At 64.6% G+C, this 19,320-nt stretch carries 25 protein-coding genes; 16 read left to right on the top strand and 9 right to left on the bottom strand.

Annotation, left to right across the window (positions count from 1 at the left end):
• The first annotated feature begins 175 nt into the window (after nucleotides 1-175).
• The 7 genes from FNV92_RS13560 to FNV92_RS13530 all read left to right on the top strand — a co-directional run bounded on the left by FNV92_RS13560 (nucleotide 176) and on the right by FNV92_RS13530 (nucleotide 3,809).
• The gene (locus FNV92_RS13560) at nucleotides 176-907 is read left to right on the top strand and encodes an XRE family transcriptional regulator (protein WP_143840563.1); all 732 of its coding nucleotides are present in this window, start codon (nucleotides 176-178) and stop codon (nucleotides 905-907) included.
• Nucleotides 844-1,212 (top strand): hypothetical protein, encoded by a 369-nt coding sequence (locus tag FNV92_RS13555; RefSeq protein ID WP_334266107.1) that lies wholly within the window; start codon nucleotides 844-846, stop codon nucleotides 1,210-1,212. Before FNV92_RS13560 ends, FNV92_RS13555 begins: the two co-directional genes overlap by 64 nt.
• A gap of 74 nt (nucleotides 1,213-1,286) precedes the next feature.
• Nucleotides 1,287-1,760, top strand: a complete 474-nt coding sequence (locus FNV92_RS13550) for a phospholipase (RefSeq protein ID WP_143840565.1) — start codon at nucleotides 1,287-1,289, stop codon at nucleotides 1,758-1,760.
• Complete coding sequence (locus FNV92_RS13545; protein ID WP_143840566.1) at nucleotides 1,760-2,005, top strand: hypothetical protein; 246 nt, start codon at nucleotides 1,760-1,762, stop codon at nucleotides 2,003-2,005. The genes FNV92_RS13550 and FNV92_RS13545 overlap by 1 nt, the downstream gene beginning before the upstream one ends.
• Complete coding sequence (locus tag FNV92_RS13540; RefSeq protein WP_143840567.1) at nucleotides 2,002-2,298, top strand: hypothetical protein; 297 nt, start codon at nucleotides 2,002-2,004, stop codon at nucleotides 2,296-2,298. The genes FNV92_RS13545 and FNV92_RS13540 overlap by 4 nt, the downstream gene beginning before the upstream one ends.
• Before the next feature lie 82 nt (nucleotides 2,299-2,380).
• Nucleotides 2,381-2,542: a hypothetical protein gene (locus tag FNV92_RS13535; RefSeq protein ID WP_334266097.1), complete on the top strand. Its 162-nt coding sequence runs from the start codon at nucleotides 2,381-2,383 to the stop codon at nucleotides 2,540-2,542.
• Between the two features lie 190 nt (nucleotides 2,543-2,732).
• Nucleotides 2,733-3,809, top strand: coding sequence for a tyrosine-type recombinase/integrase (locus FNV92_RS13530; RefSeq protein WP_143840569.1), 1,077 nt, complete (start codon nucleotides 2,733-2,735; stop codon nucleotides 3,807-3,809).
• A gap of 72 nt (nucleotides 3,810-3,881) precedes the next feature.
• Here the strand turns inward: FNV92_RS13530 and FNV92_RS13525 are convergent, their stop codons facing one another.
• Both FNV92_RS13525 and FNV92_RS13520 read right to left on the bottom strand, forming a co-directional pair.
• Nucleotides 3,882-5,642, bottom strand: a complete 1,761-nt coding sequence (locus FNV92_RS13525; protein ID WP_143846011.1) for a CYTH and CHAD domain-containing protein — start codon at nucleotides 5,640-5,642, stop codon at nucleotides 3,882-3,884.
• Nucleotides 5,643-5,918: 276 nt separating this feature from the next.
• Nucleotides 5,919-6,626 (bottom strand): GntR family transcriptional regulator, encoded by a 708-nt coding sequence (locus FNV92_RS13520; RefSeq protein WP_143840602.1) that lies wholly within the window; start codon nucleotides 6,624-6,626, stop codon nucleotides 5,919-5,921.
• 265 nt (nucleotides 6,627-6,891) lie between these two features.
• On the opposite strand from FNV92_RS13520, the gene FNV92_RS13515 reads away from it, so the two are divergent.
• The 6 genes from FNV92_RS13515 to FNV92_RS13490 all read left to right on the top strand — a co-directional run bounded on the left by FNV92_RS13515 (nucleotide 6,892) and on the right by FNV92_RS13490 (nucleotide 12,493).
• Nucleotides 6,892-7,878 (top strand): ABC transporter ATP-binding protein, encoded by a 987-nt coding sequence (locus FNV92_RS13515; protein ID WP_143840603.1) that lies wholly within the window; start codon nucleotides 6,892-6,894, stop codon nucleotides 7,876-7,878.
• 43 nt (nucleotides 7,879-7,921) lie between these two features.
• The gene (locus tag FNV92_RS13510) at nucleotides 7,922-9,211 is read left to right on the top strand and encodes an ABC transporter substrate-binding protein (protein WP_143840604.1); all 1,290 of its coding nucleotides are present in this window, start codon (nucleotides 7,922-7,924) and stop codon (nucleotides 9,209-9,211) included.
• On the top strand, nucleotides 9,211-10,170 hold the full coding sequence (locus tag FNV92_RS13505; RefSeq protein WP_143846012.1) for an ABC transporter permease: 960 nt from the start codon (nucleotides 9,211-9,213) through the stop codon (nucleotides 10,168-10,170). Before FNV92_RS13510 ends, FNV92_RS13505 begins: the two co-directional genes overlap by 1 nt.
• A 3-nt stretch (nucleotides 10,171-10,173) precedes the next feature.
• Nucleotides 10,174-11,052, top strand: coding sequence for an ABC transporter permease (locus FNV92_RS13500; protein ID WP_015685213.1), 879 nt, complete (start codon nucleotides 10,174-10,176; stop codon nucleotides 11,050-11,052).
• Between the two features lie 38 nt (nucleotides 11,053-11,090).
• On the top strand, nucleotides 11,091-11,822 hold the full coding sequence (locus tag FNV92_RS13495; protein WP_143840605.1) for an aspartate/glutamate racemase family protein: 732 nt from the start codon (nucleotides 11,091-11,093) through the stop codon (nucleotides 11,820-11,822).
• Between the two features lie 176 nt (nucleotides 11,823-11,998).
• On the top strand, nucleotides 11,999-12,493 hold the full coding sequence (locus tag FNV92_RS13490) for a hypothetical protein (RefSeq protein WP_143840606.1): 495 nt from the start codon (nucleotides 11,999-12,001) through the stop codon (nucleotides 12,491-12,493).
• A 191-nt stretch (nucleotides 12,494-12,684) separates the two neighbouring features.
• Here FNV92_RS13490 and FNV92_RS13485 read toward each other — a convergent pair whose 3' ends face one another.
• On the bottom strand, nucleotides 12,685-13,041 hold the full coding sequence (locus FNV92_RS13485; protein WP_015685210.1) for a hypothetical protein: 357 nt from the start codon (nucleotides 13,039-13,041) through the stop codon (nucleotides 12,685-12,687).
• A 103-nt stretch (nucleotides 13,042-13,144) separates the two neighbouring features.
• Nucleotides 13,145-13,450, bottom strand: coding sequence for a hypothetical protein (locus tag FNV92_RS13480; protein ID WP_143840607.1), 306 nt, complete (start codon nucleotides 13,448-13,450; stop codon nucleotides 13,145-13,147).
• A 96-nt stretch (nucleotides 13,451-13,546) separates the two neighbouring features.
• Here FNV92_RS13480 and FNV92_RS13475 point away from each other — a divergent pair, with 96 nt between their 5' ends.
• A complete protein-coding gene (locus FNV92_RS13475) occupies nucleotides 13,547-13,777 on the top strand; it encodes a hypothetical protein (RefSeq protein ID WP_015685208.1) in 231 nt (76 codons plus the stop codon).
• Complete coding sequence (locus FNV92_RS13470; protein ID WP_168213230.1) at nucleotides 13,774-13,938, top strand: hypothetical protein; 165 nt, start codon at nucleotides 13,774-13,776, stop codon at nucleotides 13,936-13,938. The genes FNV92_RS13475 and FNV92_RS13470 overlap by 4 nt, the downstream gene beginning before the upstream one ends.
• 15 nt (nucleotides 13,939-13,953) lie before the next feature.
• On the opposite strand, the gene FNV92_RS13465 is transcribed toward FNV92_RS13470, so the two are convergent.
• The 3 genes from FNV92_RS13465 to FNV92_RS13455 all read right to left on the bottom strand — a co-directional run bounded on the left by FNV92_RS13465 (nucleotide 13,954) and on the right by FNV92_RS13455 (nucleotide 16,718).
• Complete coding sequence (locus FNV92_RS13465) at nucleotides 13,954-15,651, bottom strand: PAS-domain containing protein (protein WP_143840608.1); 1,698 nt, start codon at nucleotides 15,649-15,651, stop codon at nucleotides 13,954-13,956.
• A 128-nt stretch (nucleotides 15,652-15,779) separates the two neighbouring features.
• Nucleotides 15,780-16,310 (bottom strand): gamma carbonic anhydrase family protein, encoded by a 531-nt coding sequence (locus FNV92_RS13460; protein ID WP_027560089.1) that lies wholly within the window; start codon nucleotides 16,308-16,310, stop codon nucleotides 15,780-15,782.
• 78 nt (nucleotides 16,311-16,388) lie between these two features.
• Nucleotides 16,389-16,718, bottom strand: coding sequence for a DUF6949 family protein (locus tag FNV92_RS13455; protein ID WP_015685204.1), 330 nt, complete (start codon nucleotides 16,716-16,718; stop codon nucleotides 16,389-16,391).
• A gap of 220 nt (nucleotides 16,719-16,938) precedes the next feature.
• Between FNV92_RS13455 and FNV92_RS13450 the strand changes: the two genes are divergently transcribed.
• Complete coding sequence (locus tag FNV92_RS13450) at nucleotides 16,939-17,646, top strand: hypothetical protein (RefSeq protein ID WP_041748811.1); 708 nt, start codon at nucleotides 16,939-16,941, stop codon at nucleotides 17,644-17,646.
• A 487-nt stretch (nucleotides 17,647-18,133) separates the two neighbouring features.
• On the opposite strand, the gene FNV92_RS13445 is transcribed toward FNV92_RS13450, so the two are convergent.
• Nucleotides 18,134-18,352, bottom strand: a complete 219-nt coding sequence (locus FNV92_RS13445; RefSeq protein WP_007602550.1) for a DUF3126 family protein — start codon at nucleotides 18,350-18,352, stop codon at nucleotides 18,134-18,136.
• Nucleotides 18,353-18,489: 137 nt separating this feature from the next.
• Nucleotides 18,490-19,314: a serine O-acetyltransferase gene (gene cysE / locus FNV92_RS13440; protein WP_015685202.1), complete on the bottom strand. Its 825-nt coding sequence runs from the start codon at nucleotides 19,312-19,314 to the stop codon at nucleotides 18,490-18,492.
• Between the last annotated feature and the right edge of the window lie 6 nt (nucleotides 19,315-19,320).

The raw sequence follows: 19,320 nt of genomic DNA, 5'->3' as shown, positions 1-19,320 counted from the left end.
GCGCACGATGCGCGGCCAAAGCGGGAGCGCGATCCGGCCGCGACGCTTCATTTCGGAGGCGGTTGATGCCCCCCTCAACTCGAACTCGCGTGAGAAGGCAGTCGGGCCACCAAAGGCCTCGAACACGTCGGACACCGTTTTTTTGGGCGACCCCTCAACCATATGAGCCGCCTACATGATTCGTGTTGATGTCGTCAACATGACTTGTGTCAACACGATTTGTGATGATTGCCCGATGGAGACGATGGGCGATCGACTGCGCCGAGCGCGCGAAAAGGCTGGTTTTTCCTCGGCAATGGCGGCAGCCAAGCGGTTTGGCTGGCCGACTTCGACCTATGGCGCCCATGAGAACGGGCAGAACGGATTTCCTGTGGACGCCGCAGAGCGGTACGGCCGAGCCTTCAAGGTCTCCGCCGGCTGGCTCCTGTCAGGCGACGGCGAACCGACCAGAAAGAACGTGGTCCGGATTGAAGGCCTAGTAGGGGCCGGCGGCGCAATCGAGACCAGTGCTGAAAACGACAGCGCCGGCGACGAACTCGACGAGATCGAAGTGCCCTTCCCGCTCCCCGACAATGCAGCGGCCTATCAGGTCAGCGGCGACTCCATGTTCCCGCGCTATGACGATGGCGACGTGATCATCGTGCTGAAACGCCCGCAGTCTCCCGGCGAACTCCTCAATTTCGAAAGCCTAGTGACTACGCTGGACGGCAATCGATACCTGAAGCGAATCGTCGGCGGCGCCCGCAAGGGGTCATTTGACCTCGAAAGCTTCAACGCCCCGCCCATGCGGAATGTGAAGATACAGAACGCAACCGAGATCCACTCGGTCGTCAGGAGGGGGCAATGGCGCAGGCTAGATGCGGCCGGGAAACGCCGCTTAATCAATACACGGCTGCGCTCCTCCTGATTTCGAGCCTGCTTGGCGGCTGTTCAAACTCCGATGTCTGGATGGCAACAGAGCAGCGCTATGGCGATCTGCGCGTCGATCCCGCGCCTCCCGGCGCGCCCTATGACTACGTCGCCAGAATCAAGAACGTGGTCGACTTAGGATACAACCCGGAAAACAAGGACGTGCGAGACGGGATGGCCCTCAGGCTCCTGAGCAAACAATGCGCCAACCCTAAAGTTGTTGGAGAAAGTCAAATCACCACAGGGACTTACCTTGGCGGCACCAAGCCAATGATCGAGTATCTGGTCCAGGTGAAATGCTAGTTCAACATCAATCATGTTGACATAATACGTGTTGAGACCCATCTTCCGCGGACCTCGTCCACGGGAGATCCCACGTGCCGCGCCCCACCGACCTCACCGCCACCGCCTTTGACCAGCAGCTGAAGCTGCACGGCTTTTTCCATATTCGCGCCGAGGGCCGCTTCGCCGACGTCCGCGCCAAGGGATGTCCGCGCACCGAGCCGGTGATGCGCGGCAAGCGGATCGACCGCCAGGCGACGCTCGCCGCGCTGCTCGCCGCCCGCAACGCCCGCGCCGAGGCCGCCGCCGCCACCGAGGCGGTTCAGATCGAGCGCGAGCGCGTCGCCTCACTGATCGCGCCCGTCGCGATGCCGCCGGCCCGCGCCAGCCTGGACGGTGCGGAGGCGATCGCCCAGCTCGCCGACGACTTCATCGTGCTCACCACCCGCAGCGACGGCGCCGCCCTGCCCGACCTGCTGCGGATGGGCTGGCGCAAAAGCCAGGTGTTCGAGCACACCGACGCCGCCCGCAACCTCGCCTATTCCAGGCAGAACGGGGCGGCGGTCTGATGTGCGTTTTCTTCCCCGACCTCGCGCCCGTTTGCGGCTGTCCCGACTGCAGGGTCTGCGTCGACCGGGAATTGCCGCTGCCGCTGCCAGACCGGACGCGGCCCGGCATCGGCTTCACACTGGCGCGCCAGCGCCGCATCGGCGAGCTGATGGTGGCGCGCGCCTTCGCGCCGGAGGCGGTCGCGCTGCGCGTTGCCTGCGCCCTCGAGGCGCCGCTGCTCGGCCGCCCGGCGTTCCGGCCATGACGCGCCTGCGCACATGCCATTGCGGCGCGAAGTTTCTGCCGAGGCAGCGGCAGAAATCCTGCTCGCCCGCCTGCGCCCGCCGCGCCAGGCCGCCGCGCAGTCCGCGGCCCTCGATCAATCGCAACCAGCCCATCGTCTTGCGCCTGCTCAAAATCCAGCCCCTTGAGCGGCGCGCGCGCGGCGGCTGGCGGTTCGGCACCAAGCGCATCAGCGATGCGCTTGTCGACAGCCTGATCGCCAGCGGCCGCGCGGAGATCCGCGGCGGGCAGCTGCATCACGCGGAGGCGACATGACGCTGTACCAGGCGACCATGATCTGGCTGATCTGCAACGCGATCGCGATGGCATGGGTATTGTGGCCGCGGAGCACGAAGCCATGAACGCGCCGCTGCTGCTCGTCCTGGCGCTCGGCGCGATTACCGAGGCCGCTCTGGTCTGGCGCCTCGCCGCACGCATCGCCTACCGCCGCGGCCATGCCGACGGCGTCGCCGCCGCGGCGGCACTGGCCTATCCGGGGCTGGAGGGACCGCGGCCATGACCCAGCGCTTCACGCTTGCCGAAGCCGCCGCCGAACTGAAGGCGCCGTCGACCCGTTGGCTCGCCGAATGGCTCCGCGCTCACCCCCGGGATAACCACGGCGAGCCCTATTACACGCCGATCGGCCGCGATAAGGTATTCCGCTCCGACGACATAGCCCGCATCGAGTGTGCGTTACGGGAGACGCTCAAGTGCCCCTCAAGCTCCGGCCGCCGCGCAAGGGCAAGACGCCGAACTTCGAGATCCGAGGAACCTACCTCGGAGTCCGCGTGGAAGTTAGCAGCGGCACTCACAAACGACGCATCGCTCTTGAAAAGCTCGACGAGATCGAGCGATGCATCGAAGAACACAGGCAATATCCAGCCCCGGACGTTAAGCCTGATCCCGGGCGGCCGACATTCCTGACGGCCGCCAACGCCTACATGCAGGCCGGCGGCGAACGCCGCCATGTCCCCAAGCTGCTGCGGCACTTCCGGGAGACACCGATCGAGGCGATCGACCAGGCCGCGATCGACGCCGCCGCCAATACCCTGCTGCCGCACGGCGCCCCCGATTATAAAAACCGCGCGGTCTACGTGCCGGCGATCGCGATCATCCGCCATGCGCTCGGCGACAAGGCGCCGACATTCAAGCGGCCAAAGGGCTCCAAGGGCCGCCAGCGCAAGGAATTCATGTGGCCGGAGGCCGCGTTCGAAATTCTGGACGCCGCCAGGTCGATCGACGAGGAGCTCGAGCTTTATCTGCTGTTGCTGCTCTACACCGGAATCCGAAAGGGCGAGGGCCTCAATGCGCGCGCGGCCGATACAAGGCCGGCCGACTTCGCCCTATGGCTGAAGACCTCCAAGAACGGAGACCCGCGCATGCTGCGCCTGCGGGAGGAGGTCGCAGTACGCCTGCAGACGCACCTGCAGGCCATCCAGGGGCGCGAGCGGCTGTTCCGGTTCAAGGAGGGCGGGCACTTCAAACACCTGCTGCTGCGCGCCACGATGGCCGCGGCAGGCCTTCCCTGCCCCAAGCGCCGCCCGACCGGCTGGAAAAAGCCGGCGTTCAAATACGCCTTCGTCACCTTCCACACCTTCCGGCACACCTGGGCGACCTGGATGCGCATGTATGGCGGCGCCGACGTGCAGGGCCTGGTCGCGACCCAGAACTGGCGCGACCCGCGCAGCGCGATGCGCTACTCGCACGTGGTCCCGCGCGACGAATGGGATCGCGTCGACAGCCTGCCCGCAATGGGGACTAAACGGGGAAAAGCGGTCAACGACTGAAATTCGCTTTTGAATTCAATGCGCGGCCTTTCATCCCCCAAAGCCTGGCCGCAACTTTTTTGGGGATGCGCTTCAGCCCTGTGACGACCACGGCACGCGCGCGGCGGTGAAATCGCGCCATGTGCCTCGCAAGGCAGGCTGCACCCCCACCGATGCGCGCGCCTGCCAGCCGGCGATCGCCGCCGCCGCGATGGCGCTGTCAGGCCCGGCGCCGAGCCCGTCGAGCAACGATGCCGTGACCGCCATGTCGTTGAAGGCGCCGAGCTCCTCCTGCAAGGCGGCAAGCCGGCGCGAGAATTTCCGCGCGGACTTGCGATCGGCGAACAGCGGCAGCAGGAACTCGCTGAGATAGCGCAGCCGCTTGGTCGCGAGCCGCACCCGGTGCAGCTCCGCCGCCGAAAGCGACTTGAAGCGGCGGCCGCGCTTGAGCACCTTCGCGTATTGCTCCGACAGGATGCGCTGGGCGAAGTTGACGGCGGGCTCGGAGAGCTGGCCGAGATCTTCGGCGGCAACGTCGTTGCGCCAGCCCCGCGTCTCGATCCATCCGCCGAGGCCGATCAGGAACATGGCGCAGCGGCGATCGCCGAGCGCATCATGCGCCTTGCGATAGGCAGCGGACTGTCGACTGGCCGCGGCCCGGCCGAGCGCATCGAAGCCGGCGACCGCAGGACAGGCTCTTGCGATCGTCGGCAAGGTTTCGAGCTGGAACACGTCCCAGTCACGCGCGGCGGAGAGGTCCTGCGCCAGCCATTTGGCTTCCGATCGCAACGCGTCGAGATTGCTCAGCGCCCCCACCGATCGCATCAGATCGAGCGCCGATCGCAGCCGGCGCAGCGAAACACGCAGTTGATGCACGCCTTCCGGATTGCGGCCGTCCTCGGCCGCAGGCAGGGACTGCAGCAGATGGAGGAAGCAGGAGCGCAGGATCGTCGAGAAGGCCTCGTCGAGCGTCACGGACGGATCAAGGCGAAGCTTGCCCGGCCGGCGGGCCGATGGCGGCGTATCGGCAGCGAGGTCGAAGCCACGCGCCGACTTGGTCCGGATCGACGGTTTCACCGCCCCGTGCTCCGCCAGCCGCAACGCGATCTCGTAGATCGTGCTGGCGCTGCCGCTCTTCAATTCCAGCTCGATCTCGCTCACTGGCACGGACCGCTCGCCGGCGGTCAACACGCCGTGGTCGAAGGCGATCTCGACGCTGCCGGCCGGTAGGTCGATCATTCGCGCGTGGCGATGGACGTCGGCGGTGAAGACGGCTTCGAGCGGCTGCGCTTCGAGGTGGCCGCGAAGCTTCTCCGGAATGAAAGGCAACGCCAAAGCGAGATCGGGCGCAAGCGAGGCGACGTTCGCCTCCCACTCGCCACGGCGCAGCGGATCATCCACTGCGTCAGTCTTCACGGTCTGCACGAAGCGCGCGCCACTCTGGCGCACGCGCAGGCTCAGACCGTTACGCCGCAGCGCGCGGTCCGGCGTGTCGTAGTAGACGGATTTGAGATGCCTTCGCGAACCCTTGTTACGCGCGTTGCTCGCGATGACCGGCGCGGCGTTGAAATGCGCCATGCGATCGGCATCGACGAGAAGCTTGAGCTCGATTTCACCGGCGGGCCGCGCGGCGGCGTTCGACCGGACCTTCTCAGATGCAGCCGGCGCGTCTTGCGATGGCGTCTGATCAGCCGCGGCGCCCTCGGCGATCGCAGGTTCCGCGCCGGGGGCGGCCGGTTCAATCTGCCTGAGGAAGCCGGCGACGACTTGCGTCCTGTTGTTGTCCCTGGCGACAGGGTTCCCTTCCGGCGCGCTTGGAGTTTTGCGAGCCGGGCTTGCGCCTGATTTCAGCATTTCTGGTGACATGACAGTTCAATGACAGAGCCACATCCTATAGCCGGTGCAGCCGGCGAGGAATAGTCACGTTACGCCGCAGCGCGCGATCATCCCCACGAGGCGCTGAGATCAGGCAAGGATTGTCACAATCGGCCGTGACCTTGCGAACTAAATTGCCGTCGCGCGCCGCAAGAGATCGAATTCGTAGCGAATCCTACCTTTCTCGAAACCGAGATGAACGCCCGCGATTGTGACAGGCTCTGTGCGGCCTGTTGCGGTTCCGTTTGCGCGTGCTCACGCGCCCAGCACGTCCGCGAGCCGCAACTCGTCGGCGGCGGGATCCTTCAGGAACAGCTCGGCCTCGATCTCGCGAAGATGCGACAGCATTTGCGCGCGTGCGGCCTTCTTGTCGCGCTCGCGGATCGCGCTGACGATGCCGGCATGATGATCGGTGCCGCAGGCCGGCGTGTCGTGACGGCGGTAGAGCAGGATAATGAGCGAGGAGCGCGCGATCAGCTCTTTCAGGAAACCAAGATAGATGCTGTGGCCGCTCATCTCGGCGACGAGACGATGAAACTCGCCGGAGAGCCGGACCGAGGCGCGCGCGTCGCCGCGCAGCTCGGCGTCGCGCTCCTCGGTGAGATGGCGCTGGAGCCGATCGATCCAGGCCGGCGATACCGCGTCGACGGCATGGTCGACGATGGTGGGCTCTATCAGGCGGCGCGCCTCGAACACTTCGCGGGCATCGGCCGGCGTCGGCCGCGCGACGAAGGCGCCGCGGTTCTTCTCGATGTTGACGATGCCCTCGTGCGTCAGTTGCTGCAGCGCCGTGCGGACCAGCGTGCGGCTCGCGCCATAGATTTCACCGATCTCGTCCTCGCCGAGCTTGGTGCCCGGCAGCAGGCGATGCTCGAGGATCGCCGCGGTCACGCCTTCCCTGATCCGGCCGACGCGATCGCTCACGTCGGGGGCTTCGGATTTCGGTCGGGTCTTGGCGGCCATCAGTCTGAGATTGGGTTTGAGGGCTCGATCGGCGATATCGGCGGATGTTAGTCGACGAGCTGTATCCAATCACAGGCGAAACATTATACAATCTACGCCTGTTTTGTGTGCAGACTAGTGCTCACGCGGCAAGCCGCCTCGATGCGCCGGATTCGATCTAACAATCTGACTCCGCTTCACAGTTTTGGAATTTGAGCGGCCACGGACGGTTGGCACGGACCTTGCGGAGAGAGGCGGGACGCATCGCCCTCGCCTCGGACACGCCATGGCCACTCCTGCCGCCCTCGAACTGGTCGCCGTCACCAAGCGCTACGACACGACGCTGGCCGTCGACAACGTCAACCTCAAGATCCCGGCCGGCACCTATTGCTGCCTGCTCGGCCCCTCCGGCTGCGGCAAGACCTCGACCCTGCGCATGATCGCGGGCCACGAGGCGGTCAGCGAGGGCGACATCATCCTCGGCGCGCAGAACGTCACCGATCTCGAGCCCGCCAAGCGCGGCACGGCGATGATGTTCCAGTCCTACGCCCTGTTTCCGCACCTGACGGTGCTCGACAACGTCGCGTTTGCCCTGAAAATGCGCGGCGTCGATCGCGCGACGCGGCACAAGCGCGCCGGCGAATTGCTCGAGCTGGTGGCGATGACACCCTATGCGGCCCGGCTTCCGGCGCAGCTCTCCGGCGGCCAGCAGCAGCGCGTGGCGCTCGCCCGCGCGCTGATCACCGAGCCGCAGATCCTGCTGCTGGACGAGCCGCTCTCCGCGCTCGACCCGTTCCTGCGGGTGAAGATGCGCGGCGAACTGAAGCGGCTGCAGCGCGAGCTCGGCATCAGCTTCATCCAGGTCACCCACGGCCAGGAAGAGGCGATGGCCCTCGCCGACCACATCGTGGTGATGAACCAGGGCAGGATCGAGCAGCAGGGTACCGCGCGCGAGATCTTCCACCACCCCCGCACCGAATTCGTGGCGCGCTTCATCGGCGGCCACAACGTCCTCAGCGACGCCGGCAAACTCATCGCCGTGCGCGCCGATCAGCTCGGCATCGTGCCGTTCGTTGACGGCGCGTATGGCGCGCCTGCGCTGCTGACCCAGACCGAGTACCAGGGCTCCTACATCGCCGTCTCGCTCACGCTGGACGACGGCACCGCCCTGTTTTCCCACCTCCCCGAGGCCGCCTTCGACGTTCACCCATTCCGTCCGGGCGATCGCGTGCTGGCCACCTGGGATCCTGCCAAGGCGCAGCGCCTGCAATAGCGCCGTCATCCTAGAAAATGCACAACACAGAGGAGTGAGCGATATGACCGAGACGACCAAGACGACCGGCGTCAGCCGCCGCACGCTATTGAAGAGCACCGCGGGTCTCGCCGGCCTCGCCGCCGGCTCCGGCGCCATCACCGGCTTTCCCTATGTGAAGTCGGCCGAGACCAAGGTGCTGCGCTATCTCGGCACCGCCGTGAACGAGGGCGACGACATCTCCAAGCAGTGCCTGAAGGACACCGGCATCAAGATCGAATACATCACCGCGACCACCGACGACGTCACCAAGCGCGTGATGACCCAGCCGAATTCGTTCGACGTGCTGGACACCGAATATTTCTCGCTGAAGAAGATCGTGCCGTCGGGCAACATCCTTGCGCTCGATGCCAGGAAGATCAAGGAGTTCGGCAACATCACACCCGTCTTCACCAAGGGCGAGACGCCCGGCGGCAAGAAGATCGGCGGCCAGGGCACCGCGCCCTGGAAGGTGCTTTATCTCGAAGGCAAGGACTCCAAGAAGTTCGCGACGTCGGCCACCGAATTCGTCACGCTGATCCCGACGGTCTACAACGCCGACACGCTCGGCATCCGGCCCGACCTGATCAAGCGGCCGATCAACTCGTGGTCGGAACTGCTCAATCCTGAATTCAAGGGCAAGGCCTCGATCCTCAACATTCCCTCGATCGGCATCATGGATGCCGCGATGGTCGTGGAAGCCTCCGGCAAGTACAAATACGCCGACAAGGGCAACATGACCAAGGAAGAGATCGATCTCACCATGAAGGTGATGACCGAAGCCAAGAAGGCCGGCCAGTTCCGCGCGTTCTGGAAGGATTTTAACGAGAGCGTCAACCTGATGGCATCAGGTGAGACTGTCATTCAGTCGATGTGGTCGCCCGCGGTGACGAAGGTGCGCTCGATGGGAATTCCCTGCACCTTCCAGCCGCTGAAGGAAGGCTACCGCTCCTGGGCCTCGGGCTTCTGCGTCTCCAAGGGCGTGTCCGGTCCGAAGCTCGAATGGGCCTATGAGTTCGTCAACTGGTTCCTGTCCGGCTATGCCGGCGCCTATCTCAACCGCCAAGGCTACTACTCCGCCGTGCTCTCGACCGCGAAGGCCCACATGGAGCCCTACGAGTGGGCGTACTGGATGGAAGGCAAGCCCGCCGAGAAGGACATCAAGGCGCCCGACGGCTCGCTGCTCGAAAAGGCCGGCGCCGTGCGGGACGGCGGCTCCTACGAGGACCGCATGGGCGGCGTCGCCTGCTGGAACGCCGTGATGGACGAGAACGACTACATGGTCCGCAAGTGGAATGAGTTCATCGCGGCGTGATGGACATGTCGGAAGAGGTTCTGCAACAGGCATCCCCGGGATTGATCCCGGGGTCGGGCACGGCGCGCGCCGCAAAGCCGACGCGCCTATCGCCGTCCGTCATCTCCTGGCTCCAGGCCGGGCCGATGATGCTGGTGTTTCTCGCCTTCTTCCTCATTCCGCTCGTCTTCGTCGTCATCGTCTCCTTCTGGGACTACAACGAATACCAGCTGCTGCCGGCTTTCTCCGGCCGCGGCTACACCGATACGTTCGAGGGCTGCATCGACAAGCTGCCCGAGCTCTGCACGATCGGCCGTACCTATGTGATGACGCTGAAGCTGTGCTTCATGGTCTGGGCCATCACCCTCTTCATCGGCTTCTGGGTCGCCTACTTCCTCGCCTTCCACGTCAAGTCCAAGACCTGGCAGATGGGATTGTCGCTGCTCTGCACGATCCCGTTCTGGACCTCCAACGTGATCCGCATGATCGCCTGGATCCCGCTGCTGGGGCGCAACGGCCTCGTGAACTCCGGCCTGGTCAAGACGGGTCTGATCAACCATCCCGTCGAATGGCTGCTGTTCTCCGAATTCTCCGTGGTGCTGGCGCTGGTCCACCTCTTCACCTTCTTCATGGTGGTGCCGATCTTCAATTCGATGGTGCGCATTGACAAGTCGCTGATCGAGGCCGCCTACGACGCCGGCGCCACCGGCTTCCAGACGCTGGTCAACGTCATCATTCCACTCGCAAAACCAGGCATCGTGATCGGCTCGATCTTCGTCATCACCATCGTGATGGGCGACTTCATCACCATCGGCGTGATGGGCGGCCAGCAGATCGCGGCCGCGGGCAAGATTATCGAGACGCGGGTGAACGCGCTGCAATTCCCGGCCGCAGCCGCCAACGCCGTGATCCTGCTGATCATCACCTTCCTGATCATCTCCATGATGTCGCGCATCGTCGACATCAAGAAGGAGCTCTAGAGCATGAAGGAAGGACGCTCGCGCTCGTTCTACGTGCTCGCGATCTTCTTCGCGGCCTATGTGCTGTTCCTCTACGGTCCGATGATCGCGATCTACGTGCTATCGTTCCAGGGCCCGCAGGGCGGCCTCACCTTCCCGATGAACGGCGTGTCGACGTTCTGGATCGCAAAACTGTTCCAGGGCACCGGCATCGTCGATCTCGGTGCGGCGTTCCGCCGCTCGCTGCTGCTCGGCATCATCGTGATGATCGTCACCGTCGTGCTGTCGGTCGCCGCCGGCATGGCGTTCCGCCGCAAGTTCAGGGCGCAAAGCATCCTGTTCTACTCGGCGATCGCCAGCCTGATCGTGCCCTCGATCATCACCTCGCTCGGCATTTCGCTTGAATTCCGCATCATCGACGATCTGATCAAGGCGCATTGGAACGAGAATTTCGAGACCTCGATGGGCCTGCTCACCTCGGGCCTCGGCGCGCATCTGACCTGGACGCTGCCGTTCGGCCTGCTCATCATGTTCGCGATCTTCAACCGCTTCGACCCACGGCTCGAGGAAGCCGCGCGCGATCTCGGTGCGACGCCATGGCAGGCCTTCCGCCATGTCGTGCTGCCGATCATCCTGCCCTCCGTGATCGGCATTGGACTGTTCGGCTTCACGCTGTCCTGGGACGAGTTGGCGCGCTCCAGCCAGGCGATCGGGGCCGTGAATACGTTGCCGCTGGATCTGCAGGGCCTCACCACCACCGTGACGAACCCCGACATCTATGCGCTCGGCACCGTGATTTCGGCCGTCTCGTTCACGGTAATCACCCTTGCGCTCGGCACCATCCACGTGCTGAACAAGCGGCAGGCGGCCAAAGGCTCGGACGCCGGCAAAGGGCTTGTCTGAAAAGAGACTCGTCTCACATTGGGGCTCGTCTGATCGCGATGCGACTTCACGTCGTCAATCCCAACACCACCGCGTCGATGACGGCGAAGATCGCCGCTGCGGCGCGCGGCGTCGCGCTGCCTGACACCGAGATCGACGCGCGCCAGCCCGCGATGGGGCCGGTCTCGATCGAGGGCTTTTACGACGAGGCCTTTGCCGTCCCCGGCATGCTCGGCTGCATCCGTGACGCCGACCACGACGGCGCGAACGCCCACATCATCGCCTGCTTCGACGACACCGGCCTCGACGCCGCGCGCGCCGCCGCGAAGGCACCGGTGATCGGCATCGGCGAGGCCGGCTTCCACTTGGCGAGCCTGATCGCGGCGCGCTTTGCGGTGGTGACGACGCTCGGTGTCTCCATCGTGCCGATCGAGCACAATTTGCGGAAATACGGTCTCGCCGAGCGTTGCGCCCGCGTCCGCGCCGCCGAGGTCCCCGTGCTCGCGCTCGAGGAGCGCGATACCGATGCGCTGGCACGGATCTCCACTGAGATTACGGCCGCAATCGACGACGACCGCGCGGAGGCCATCGTGCTCGGCTGCGCCGGCATGGCCGATCTCGCCGCCGAACTTGCCACCCGACACGGCCTGCCCGTGGTCGACGGGGTCGCCGCAGCGGTGACGCTTGCGGAATCACTGGTGCGGCTGGGGCTGAAGACGTCACGCCTCGGACCGTATGCGGCGCCGCGGTCGAAGACCTATTCCGGGCCGTTTTCGCAGTTTCAGCCCTGAGCCCTGCCGCTTTCGGAGTATTGGCGCCCTCAAGGCCCGCTGATTACTGGTTTTTTTGGCCTTGGCCTCTTTTTGGTCCCATTTGTTGCCGACCAGTAACACTTTCGGGACGCCCCCGGCTGCTTCGGCGGCCGGTCTTCGCCACTCACCAAGTTTCAATTTGGGTTTTGTCAGCGATGATCGATCTCGCAGAAGACTCACGGTCCCACCCCCTCCTGCGCCTTGGCGCCCAGCCCATCGCGCTGACCGCCGCCGCCCTTCTCCTGCTGATCGCCGGCGTGACCTCGATCGCGATCTGGCGTGCCTACACGGGGGCTGCTCCTGAGCCTGATCGGGTCGTGGCGTCGCGGCAGCTTCAGGCCCGCACCGCACAGGCCTCCGAGCAGTTGGTCGAGAAGACCAAGGGGCTGGAGGCGACACAGCAGGAATCAATCGACCAGTTGCAGGTCGTGCAGGACCAGCTTCAGACGATGAGACGGCTGATGGCGGCGCAGCAAGCCGATACCAAGCGGCTGTCCGAGCAGGTCACCACACTGAATGAGTCCATCGACAATCTGCGGCAATCCTTTGCCAGCGCCCGGACGAGCGAGGCCGAAACGCCCTCGGTTACCCGCAGGAAACCTGCCAGGCATCATGCCAGCGCGCGAAAACGCGGCAAATCGCGCAGCTGACCGGACATCGACGCAATTGGACTATTATTTTCGCCGCTTGTGAACTGGATCACATTTGCCCGTATGATTCCGCGCGATGGTAGCGGTTACCGGATGGCGTGAGCCGATTTCAATGTCCGGGGCTGGCAAGGTCGTTGACGGTATACTGCGTCAACGGCCTTGTTTTTTAACGGCCTCGCCCAGCGTCGCGATTACTCGCAAACATCCACGCGACGGTATCGCCAGCCTGACGGCGTCATGACGCGCTTCCGCACCACGTAGCAGCCACCATAGCCGCCATCGTCATAGCCGGTACCGTAGTAATAGGGGCCGCCGTAACCATAGCCGTAGCCGTAATAGCCGCCATAGTAACCCGCGCCGGCAAGACCAGCCCCGATCGCGACACCGGGCCAGAAGCCGCCGCCATGCCAGTGACCGCCATGGCCCCAGCCGCCACCGCCGTGGCCCCAGCCACCGTGACCGCCATGACCGCCCGCCTGTGCCGCCTGGGGCACCGACAGCCCGATCGTCGCAACGGCCAGCGCCGCCATCATCGTCTTACGTAACATCACTTGATCCTCCGCGTGGACACGCTCCACGCTTCAAAGCAGGACCAAGCTAGCGTCATCAGGGCATTCGTGACAGCCAAGCTGTCTCACTTCCGCGAGAGCGTCAGCAGCCGCGGCAGATGCTCTTCAGCTTCTTGTCGAGGATCCGGTTTTCTGCATTGACGGCGGCATCAGAGGACCCGCCTGCGCCGGTGCCGGTGGTGGCCCCGCCAGACGCGCCGGACGATTGGGCCGTGCCCAGGCTGTTGGTGCCGGACGGTGACGACGGAGCGTTGGCGACACCTCCGGTCGATCCGCTCGAGCCGGCTGCGCCGCCGGTCGCTTGCGCGAACGACACCGCCGGCATCGCCGCAAGACTGAGGATCACGATCAATATCTTCGTTGAAACGGTTGCAGCCGAACTGGCCATCGGAAATTCTCCTTTGGCAGTCAACCGCTGCGGCTCAGGCCGGTTCCGGAACAAATGCCGCTGCATCAGCTTGAGAAAAGGGAGGCTGGCACGATCATGCGTAAACTGATCGCGTTCGACGAGGACACGTTCGACAAGCTGAAGCAATTGGGACGCGACAGGATGGGGACGCTGCAGGAGCTCGCGGACGAAGCCTTCGCCGACCTCTTGAAGAAGCACGGCATCCCCGTCGATCTCAAGGACGCCCTGCGCAAGAGCGCCAGGCTTGACGGCGAAGCGGCCAAGACGACCGCGCGTCCCAAAACCAGAAAGGCCAGATCACGATGACCGACCACGATCCTTTTGCGGAGGGCGAACGCGCCGCGCGCGAAAACATTCCGGCCGAGGCCAATCCCTATTCAAGCGGCAGCGACGAGCATGCACTGTGGTCCGCAGGCCACGAAAAGGTCGCGGGCGCAATTGAAGCGCAGGAATCCGAGGGCAGCTGACGCATCGCGCGGAGGCTAGGCTGCGACCGCCTCGATTTTTCCGGTCCGGTCCTCGATCATGGTCACGAACATGTGGGACTCTTCGCCGGCACCGCCGACCTGGATCCGGCGGGCGGAGATGACGCGGCGACCGCGAGTCGGATTGTCGATCGTATCGAGGATCGGCTCGAGTTGCTGCTTCTGCGCGAGGAGCTGCTGGTCGCGCCGCTCGATCAATTCCGCCGCATCCGGGGAGAACAATTCCCGCGCCGTCTTGCCGATGATCTCGCCACGCGACATGCCGATCATCTGCTCGGCCGCCCTGTTGACGAAGACGTAGCGCTGGTTGCGCGCATCCTTGGCGATGATGCCCTCGGTGACGTTCTCGATGATCGTGGCGAGGAAACGCTCCATCCGCTCGAGAATGCGCTGACGCTGGCGCTGTTCGGTGACGTCCTCCTGGACCGACACCCAGCCGCCGCCGTCCATCGGACGCTCGTGGATCCTGATGGTGCGGCCGTCGTTCAAGGTGATCTCATAGGCGGCGGGCTCGCGCTTGGCGATCCGGGCGAGCACGGCGGCGAGATATGCCGCGATGTCGCCGCTGAACAAACCGCTCTTGACGCGGTGCTGCAGGATCTCGCCGAGCGTCGATCCCGACTGGATCGTCTCGGGCAGATTGTAGATCTGCCGGTAGTTGCCGTTCATCGCGACCACGTTGGCCTTGCCATCGAGCATGATCAGGCCCTGCGGCATGCTGTTGATCGCGGCGGAGAGCTGCCACTTCTTGGCCTGGTACTTGTCGTTGAACTTGTCGCGCTCGGTCATCGCCGCATCGCGCGCCTGCGCGGTGCCGAGTTCGAGCTCCTCGAGCTCGAAGATGCGCGCCACCGCATCGCGAAAATGCTGGACCGCGCGCGCAAGGCGCCCGATCTCGTCGTTGCGGCCCAGATGCGGCACCTTGCTCCTGACGTCGCCGTCCGCGATCCGGTCGGTCGCAAGCGTGATCTCGGCGAGCGCCCCGACCACCGAACGCCGCATGACGACGACGTTCAGACCCGCGAGAACGAGGGACGCGAGCCCGAGGACGAACAGATAGGCGGCGGCATAGCGGTTCGAGTCGGCGAGGTCGTCCGCTTCGCGGGCACGCTGCCCGTAGATCCATACGAGCGACTCGAGATCGCCGTTGAGCTTGGCCCGCAGCGTCCGGTTGGCGTCATTGTCGCCCCACTCGCGCGCTGCCGCCGGGCTGATCTCCAGCCCGCGTCGCACCAGCTCCTGGCGAAAATCGATGAACTGAGCGATGCGCTGCCGGAAGCTCGAGACTTGCTCGGCATCGTCATAGTCGACAGTCCGCTCGAGGCCCTTGACGGCCTCGGCGAGCTCGCGGTTACGACGCTCCAGGCCGTCGGCGAACGGCTTCATCGCGCCCCGATCGGCGGACATGTAGATGCCGCGCGATTCCATCACGACGGCGTAGATCAGCGCGTTGATGCGACCGACATTGATCGCGGCCTCGGCGGACGACGCGTACATGTGGCGATACGTCGTCTGCAACCGCACCGTCTGGATCGACATCACGATTAGGAAGGTGGTCACGATCGCGAGAAAGCCGGCGATACTGTAGACCTTCTCCGCAACGCTCAGCGTGTCGGTGCCGCGCGCGAAACGAGCGAACTTCTTCACTAGTCGGGATGTGGCCTCGAGCCTGGATCCCGGCGCCGCAGCGTTCATCGCACCGCTCCCCCTGGTTGAAAACACCGACCATAGGCAGGCTTGCGCTAGCAGGAACTTAAAGTTGTGATCGGTATTCTTACGGTGCGGAACCGCAACGACGCCGGCTCGGGTGCGGCGTGGTCGTCTCAGCCGATCCGCTTCAGGCCCTTCTTGAAGCGTGGACCGTTGGCGACGTAGAACCTCGCCGCGCTTCCCATCTTCTGCACCTGTGCGTCGTCGAGCGTGCGGATCACGCGCGCGGGCGAGCCGATGATCAGGGAGCGCTCGGGAAACTCCTTGCCCTCGGTGATGACGGAGCCGGCGCCGACGATGCTGTTGCGGCCGATTTTCGCGCCGTTCATCACGATCGAGCCCATGCCGATCAGTGCGCCCTCCTCGATGGTGCAACCGTGCAGGATGACGTTGTGGCCGACGGTGCAGTTCCTGCCGATCACCATGGGAAAGCCGAGGTCGGTGTGGCAGGTCGAGCCGTCCTGCACGTTGGCGCCCTCGCCGATCTCGATCCACTCATTGTCGCCGCGCAGCACCGCGCCGAACCAGACGCTCGCGCCCGGTTTCAGGCGCACGCGGCCGATCACGGTGGCGGTCTCCGCGATGAAGTAATTTCCGTCGGCGGGAAGATCGGGCGCCTGCCCGTCGAGCTCATAGATCGCCATGGAGGTCTCCTGTCATTTTGACCCCAGCCATAGCGAAACGGTGGCCCTGAAGCAAAGGGCCCGGCCCGGATGCGCGCGTCAGCCCAGCACGCCGGTCGCGCGCAGCGTCATCAGGAAGAAGGTCCCGCTCATCATGCTCCAGAAGCCGGCGATGACGGTCGCCATCATCACGAATTCCACGCGGCGGCTTTCCACCCGCATGCCCCGCAGCGTGTTGCGCATGATGATGAAGGGCGCCGCGAACACCAGGAATGGAACCGCGGCAAAGGTCTTCGGCGCCACGCCGTCCTGCAACAGGGCGAACCCGGCGGGCCGCTGTGCGAGCGCCTGGTATCCGTTCACGAGCGCGCCCGCGAGCGCGAAACCGATGCAGATCGAGAAGAGGGTATTGAAAGCTTCGGGTGTCATCGGAACGGTCCGCCCTTACGCAACGCCGGAGCCTTCCTGTGACAAATAGTGCCGGTTAACGCTACATTATCCTTAAGGGAAGGTTAACGCCGCCGCCCGGTCAGCGCAGGACCCTCCCGCGCGCCGGAGAGCCGGGAATGCTCCGCGAAATCGCCACCGCGTGGCATATTCGCCGCTGATTCGTCGGCCACCGGCCGACCTCCGGCTGCTCGCGCAATTCATGACGGTGTTTTCGGCAACCTCTCCCCGGTCCTCCAGGACGCGCCCCCGGGCGCACGTCGTCCCGATCGTGCTCGGCGGCGCTGCCGCGGTGTGCGCGGTCGCGCTCGTCGCCTACCTGCTGTGGCCGACCTGGGGTGCGGGCGGCGCGAACGCGCCGGACAAGCTGCCGGTCAGCGTCGGCGGCACGCTGTTCAACCTGCCGGCGGCCGCGATCCGGATGAAGATCCAGCGGCATTCCGGACCGCAGGAGCGCATCGACCTCGATTTCCTGTATCCCTCGTTGGAGCCGCCGGGCGCACCGAAGCATGTCACCGCCGACAGCGTCGACGCGACGATGCAGCCGATCGACCGCATCTTCCTGTCGATCGCGGCGCATCACGATGCGCTGGCGCCGGAGCAGCGCACGGCCACGATCTATCCACGCTATTTCGACCAGGCCGCAACGATGCCCGCCGACGGGCTGACGATGCGGATGTTCCGCAGCGACACGCCCTATGGCAGCGAGGATTTCTATTCCGCGGCAAACCCTGCCCTCACCGCGCGCTGCACGCGCGATGCGGCCACTCCGGGCATGTGCCTCTCCGATCGACGCGTCGGCGGCGCCGACCTCACCTTCCGCTTTCCGCGAAGCTGGCTGTCGCAATGGCAGGATGTGGCGAACGCGATGGACAGGCTGACAGCGCAGTTGCGCGGGCCGAAGGGGTGACGCTCGGCGTCTCCCGAAGAAGCGATCGAAACAACCCCATGCACAGTAGCCAGGCCTCTGTCATGGCTTCGTATTTTGCGCGTTTCGTCTTTTTCGAATTTGAGCTTGACCCGTCGGGCAAAACAGGTGCATGATGTCACCCTTGCGCAGTCGGTTTGAACGATGCGCTCAGCCATCTTCCATGCTGACCACCCGGCCGTTCCTTTGCGGGATCTCATGGAGGCCCCTCGCCATTGCGAGCGCAGCGAAGCAATCCAGAATCCCTCAGCGGAAAGATTCCTGGATTGCTTCGCTGCGCTCGCAATGACGATGTGAAAAGAGCGCGCCTCGATCTTCGATGCGCGCTCCCGGACGCAGCGCGTCCAGGACACGAGAGGTGCCGGGGACCGCGATAGTCGGACTCGCGGAGAGCCTCCCTCACCCGAAATCCGCGCTACGCGCGCATTTCGACCTCTCCCCGCAAGCGGGGAGAGGTGACGGGCAACAACTATTCCTGATCGACGAGATCGTCTTCGAGGATCGCCATCTGGAACTGGAACGAGCGATCATCGTCCTCGTCGTCGACGAAGAGCACGCCGATGAATTCCTCGCCGATATAGACCTCGGCGGAATCATCCTTCTTCGGCCGCGGCACGACGCGGATCTTGGGATTGCCGAATACGCGCTTCAGATACGCATCTAACTTTCTGACTTCTTTGACGTCCACGGCAAGTCTCCGATCGAAATTGGCTGGCCGCGTTTTAGGACGAGACGCGACGAACCGCCAGCATGAATTGCCAAACAATTTGGGGACGAAAAGAGCCGGAGAATCCGACCCTCAACTCATGAGATCAAAGCCCCACCCTAGAGTCCCGTGGCGTTGATCATCTGATCCATGGTGCGCGACGGCTCGGCGCAGCCGGCTTCGCCGACGATCTTGGCGGGCACGCCGGCAACGGTGACGTTGTGCGGCACCGGCTTGACCACGACAGAGCCCGCGGCGATGCGCGCGCAATGGCCGATCTCGATGTTGCCGAGGATCTTCGCGCCGGCGCCGATCAGGACGCCGTGGCGAATCTTCGGATGACGGTCCTCGTTCTCCTTGCCGGTGCCGCCGAGCGTGACGCCGTGCAGGATCGAGACGTCGTCCTCGATCACCGCCGTCTCGCCGCAGACGAATCCGGTGGCGTGGTCGAGGAAGATGCCGCGGCCGATGCGCGCGGCGGGATTGATGTCGGTCTGGAACACCGCGGATGCGCGGCTCTGGAGATAATACGCGAAATCCTTGCGGCCCTTCAGCCAGAGCCAGTGCGCGAGGCGATGGGTCTGGATCGCGTGGAAGCCCTTGAAGTAGAGCAAGGGATCGATGAAGCGCGAGGTCGCGGGATCGCGATCGTAGACGGCGACGAGATCGGCGCGGAAGGCATTGCCGAGATCGGGATCGTCGCGCAGCGCCTCGTCATAGGTCTGGCGCACCAGATCGCCCGACAACGCTGAGTGATCGAGCCGGTCGGCGACACGATGGATCACCGAATCTTCCAGGCGGCCGTGATGCAGCACCGTCGAATAGATGAAGGTCGCAAGCTCGGGCTCGCGGTGGACGATGTCTTCCGCCTCGCCGCGGATCCGATCCCAGATCGGATCGAGGGACGCGAGCTTTCCTCCCGGATTGACCTGATGCACTGCCATGGGTTT

It is taken from the genome of Bradyrhizobium cosmicum, assembly GCF_007290395.2.
Classification (GTDB): Bacteria; Pseudomonadota; Alphaproteobacteria; order Rhizobiales; family Xanthobacteraceae; genus Bradyrhizobium; species Bradyrhizobium cosmicum.
Note: the sequence above shows the minus strand (reverse complement) of the source record. Positions and strands in the feature narration are given on the sequence as shown.

Excerpts from the sequence above, each read along its gene's own strand:
- FNV92_RS13560 (WP_143840563.1), top strand. The coding sequence starts at position 176 with ATGATTCGTGTTGATGTCGTCAACATGACTTGTGTCAACACGATTTGT.
- FNV92_RS13555 (WP_334266107.1), top strand. The coding sequence starts at position 844 with ATGGCGCAGGCTAGATGCGGCCGGGAAACGCCGCTTAATCAATACACG.
- FNV92_RS13545 (WP_143840566.1), top strand. The coding sequence starts at position 1,760 with ATGTGCGTTTTCTTCCCCGACCTCGCGCCCGTTTGCGGCTGTCCCGAC.
- FNV92_RS13540 (WP_143840567.1), top strand. The coding sequence starts at position 2,002 with ATGACGCGCCTGCGCACATGCCATTGCGGCGCGAAGTTTCTGCCGAGG.
- FNV92_RS13535 (WP_334266097.1), top strand. The coding sequence starts at position 2,381 with ATGAACGCGCCGCTGCTGCTCGTCCTGGCGCTCGGCGCGATTACCGAG.
- FNV92_RS13525 (WP_143846011.1), bottom strand. The coding sequence starts at position 5,642 with ATGCTGAAATCAGGCGCAAGCCCGGCTCGCAAAACTCCAAGCGCGCCG.
- FNV92_RS13520 (WP_143840602.1), bottom strand. The coding sequence starts at position 6,626 with ATGGCCGCCAAGACCCGACCGAAATCCGAAGCCCCCGACGTGAGCGAT.
- FNV92_RS13515 (WP_143840603.1), top strand. The coding sequence starts at position 6,892 with ATGGCCACTCCTGCCGCCCTCGAACTGGTCGCCGTCACCAAGCGCTAC.
- FNV92_RS13510 (WP_143840604.1), top strand. The coding sequence starts at position 7,922 with ATGACCGAGACGACCAAGACGACCGGCGTCAGCCGCCGCACGCTATTG.
- FNV92_RS13505 (WP_143846012.1), top strand. The coding sequence starts at position 9,211 with ATGGACATGTCGGAAGAGGTTCTGCAACAGGCATCCCCGGGATTGATC.
- FNV92_RS13500 (WP_015685213.1), top strand. The coding sequence starts at position 10,174 with ATGAAGGAAGGACGCTCGCGCTCGTTCTACGTGCTCGCGATCTTCTTC.
- FNV92_RS13495 (WP_143840605.1), top strand. The coding sequence starts at position 11,091 with ATGCGACTTCACGTCGTCAATCCCAACACCACCGCGTCGATGACGGCG.
- FNV92_RS13490 (WP_143840606.1), top strand. The coding sequence starts at position 11,999 with ATGATCGATCTCGCAGAAGACTCACGGTCCCACCCCCTCCTGCGCCTT.
- FNV92_RS13485 (WP_015685210.1), bottom strand. The coding sequence starts at position 13,041 with ATGTTACGTAAGACGATGATGGCGGCGCTGGCCGTTGCGACGATCGGG.
- FNV92_RS13480 (WP_143840607.1), bottom strand. The coding sequence starts at position 13,450 with ATGGCCAGTTCGGCTGCAACCGTTTCAACGAAGATATTGATCGTGATC.
- FNV92_RS13475 (WP_015685208.1), top strand. The coding sequence starts at position 13,547 with ATGCGTAAACTGATCGCGTTCGACGAGGACACGTTCGACAAGCTGAAG.
- FNV92_RS13470 (WP_168213230.1), top strand. The coding sequence starts at position 13,774 with ATGACCGACCACGATCCTTTTGCGGAGGGCGAACGCGCCGCGCGCGAA.
- FNV92_RS13465 (WP_143840608.1), bottom strand. The coding sequence starts at position 15,651 with ATGAACGCTGCGGCGCCGGGATCCAGGCTCGAGGCCACATCCCGACTA.
- FNV92_RS13460 (WP_027560089.1), bottom strand. The coding sequence starts at position 16,310 with ATGGCGATCTATGAGCTCGACGGGCAGGCGCCCGATCTTCCCGCCGAC.
- FNV92_RS13455 (WP_015685204.1), bottom strand. The coding sequence starts at position 16,718 with ATGACACCCGAAGCTTTCAATACCCTCTTCTCGATCTGCATCGGTTTC.
- FNV92_RS13450 (WP_041748811.1), top strand. The coding sequence starts at position 16,939 with ATGACGGTGTTTTCGGCAACCTCTCCCCGGTCCTCCAGGACGCGCCCC.
- cysE (WP_015685202.1), bottom strand. The coding sequence starts at position 19,314 with ATGGCAGTGCATCAGGTCAATCCGGGAGGAAAGCTCGCGTCCCTCGAT.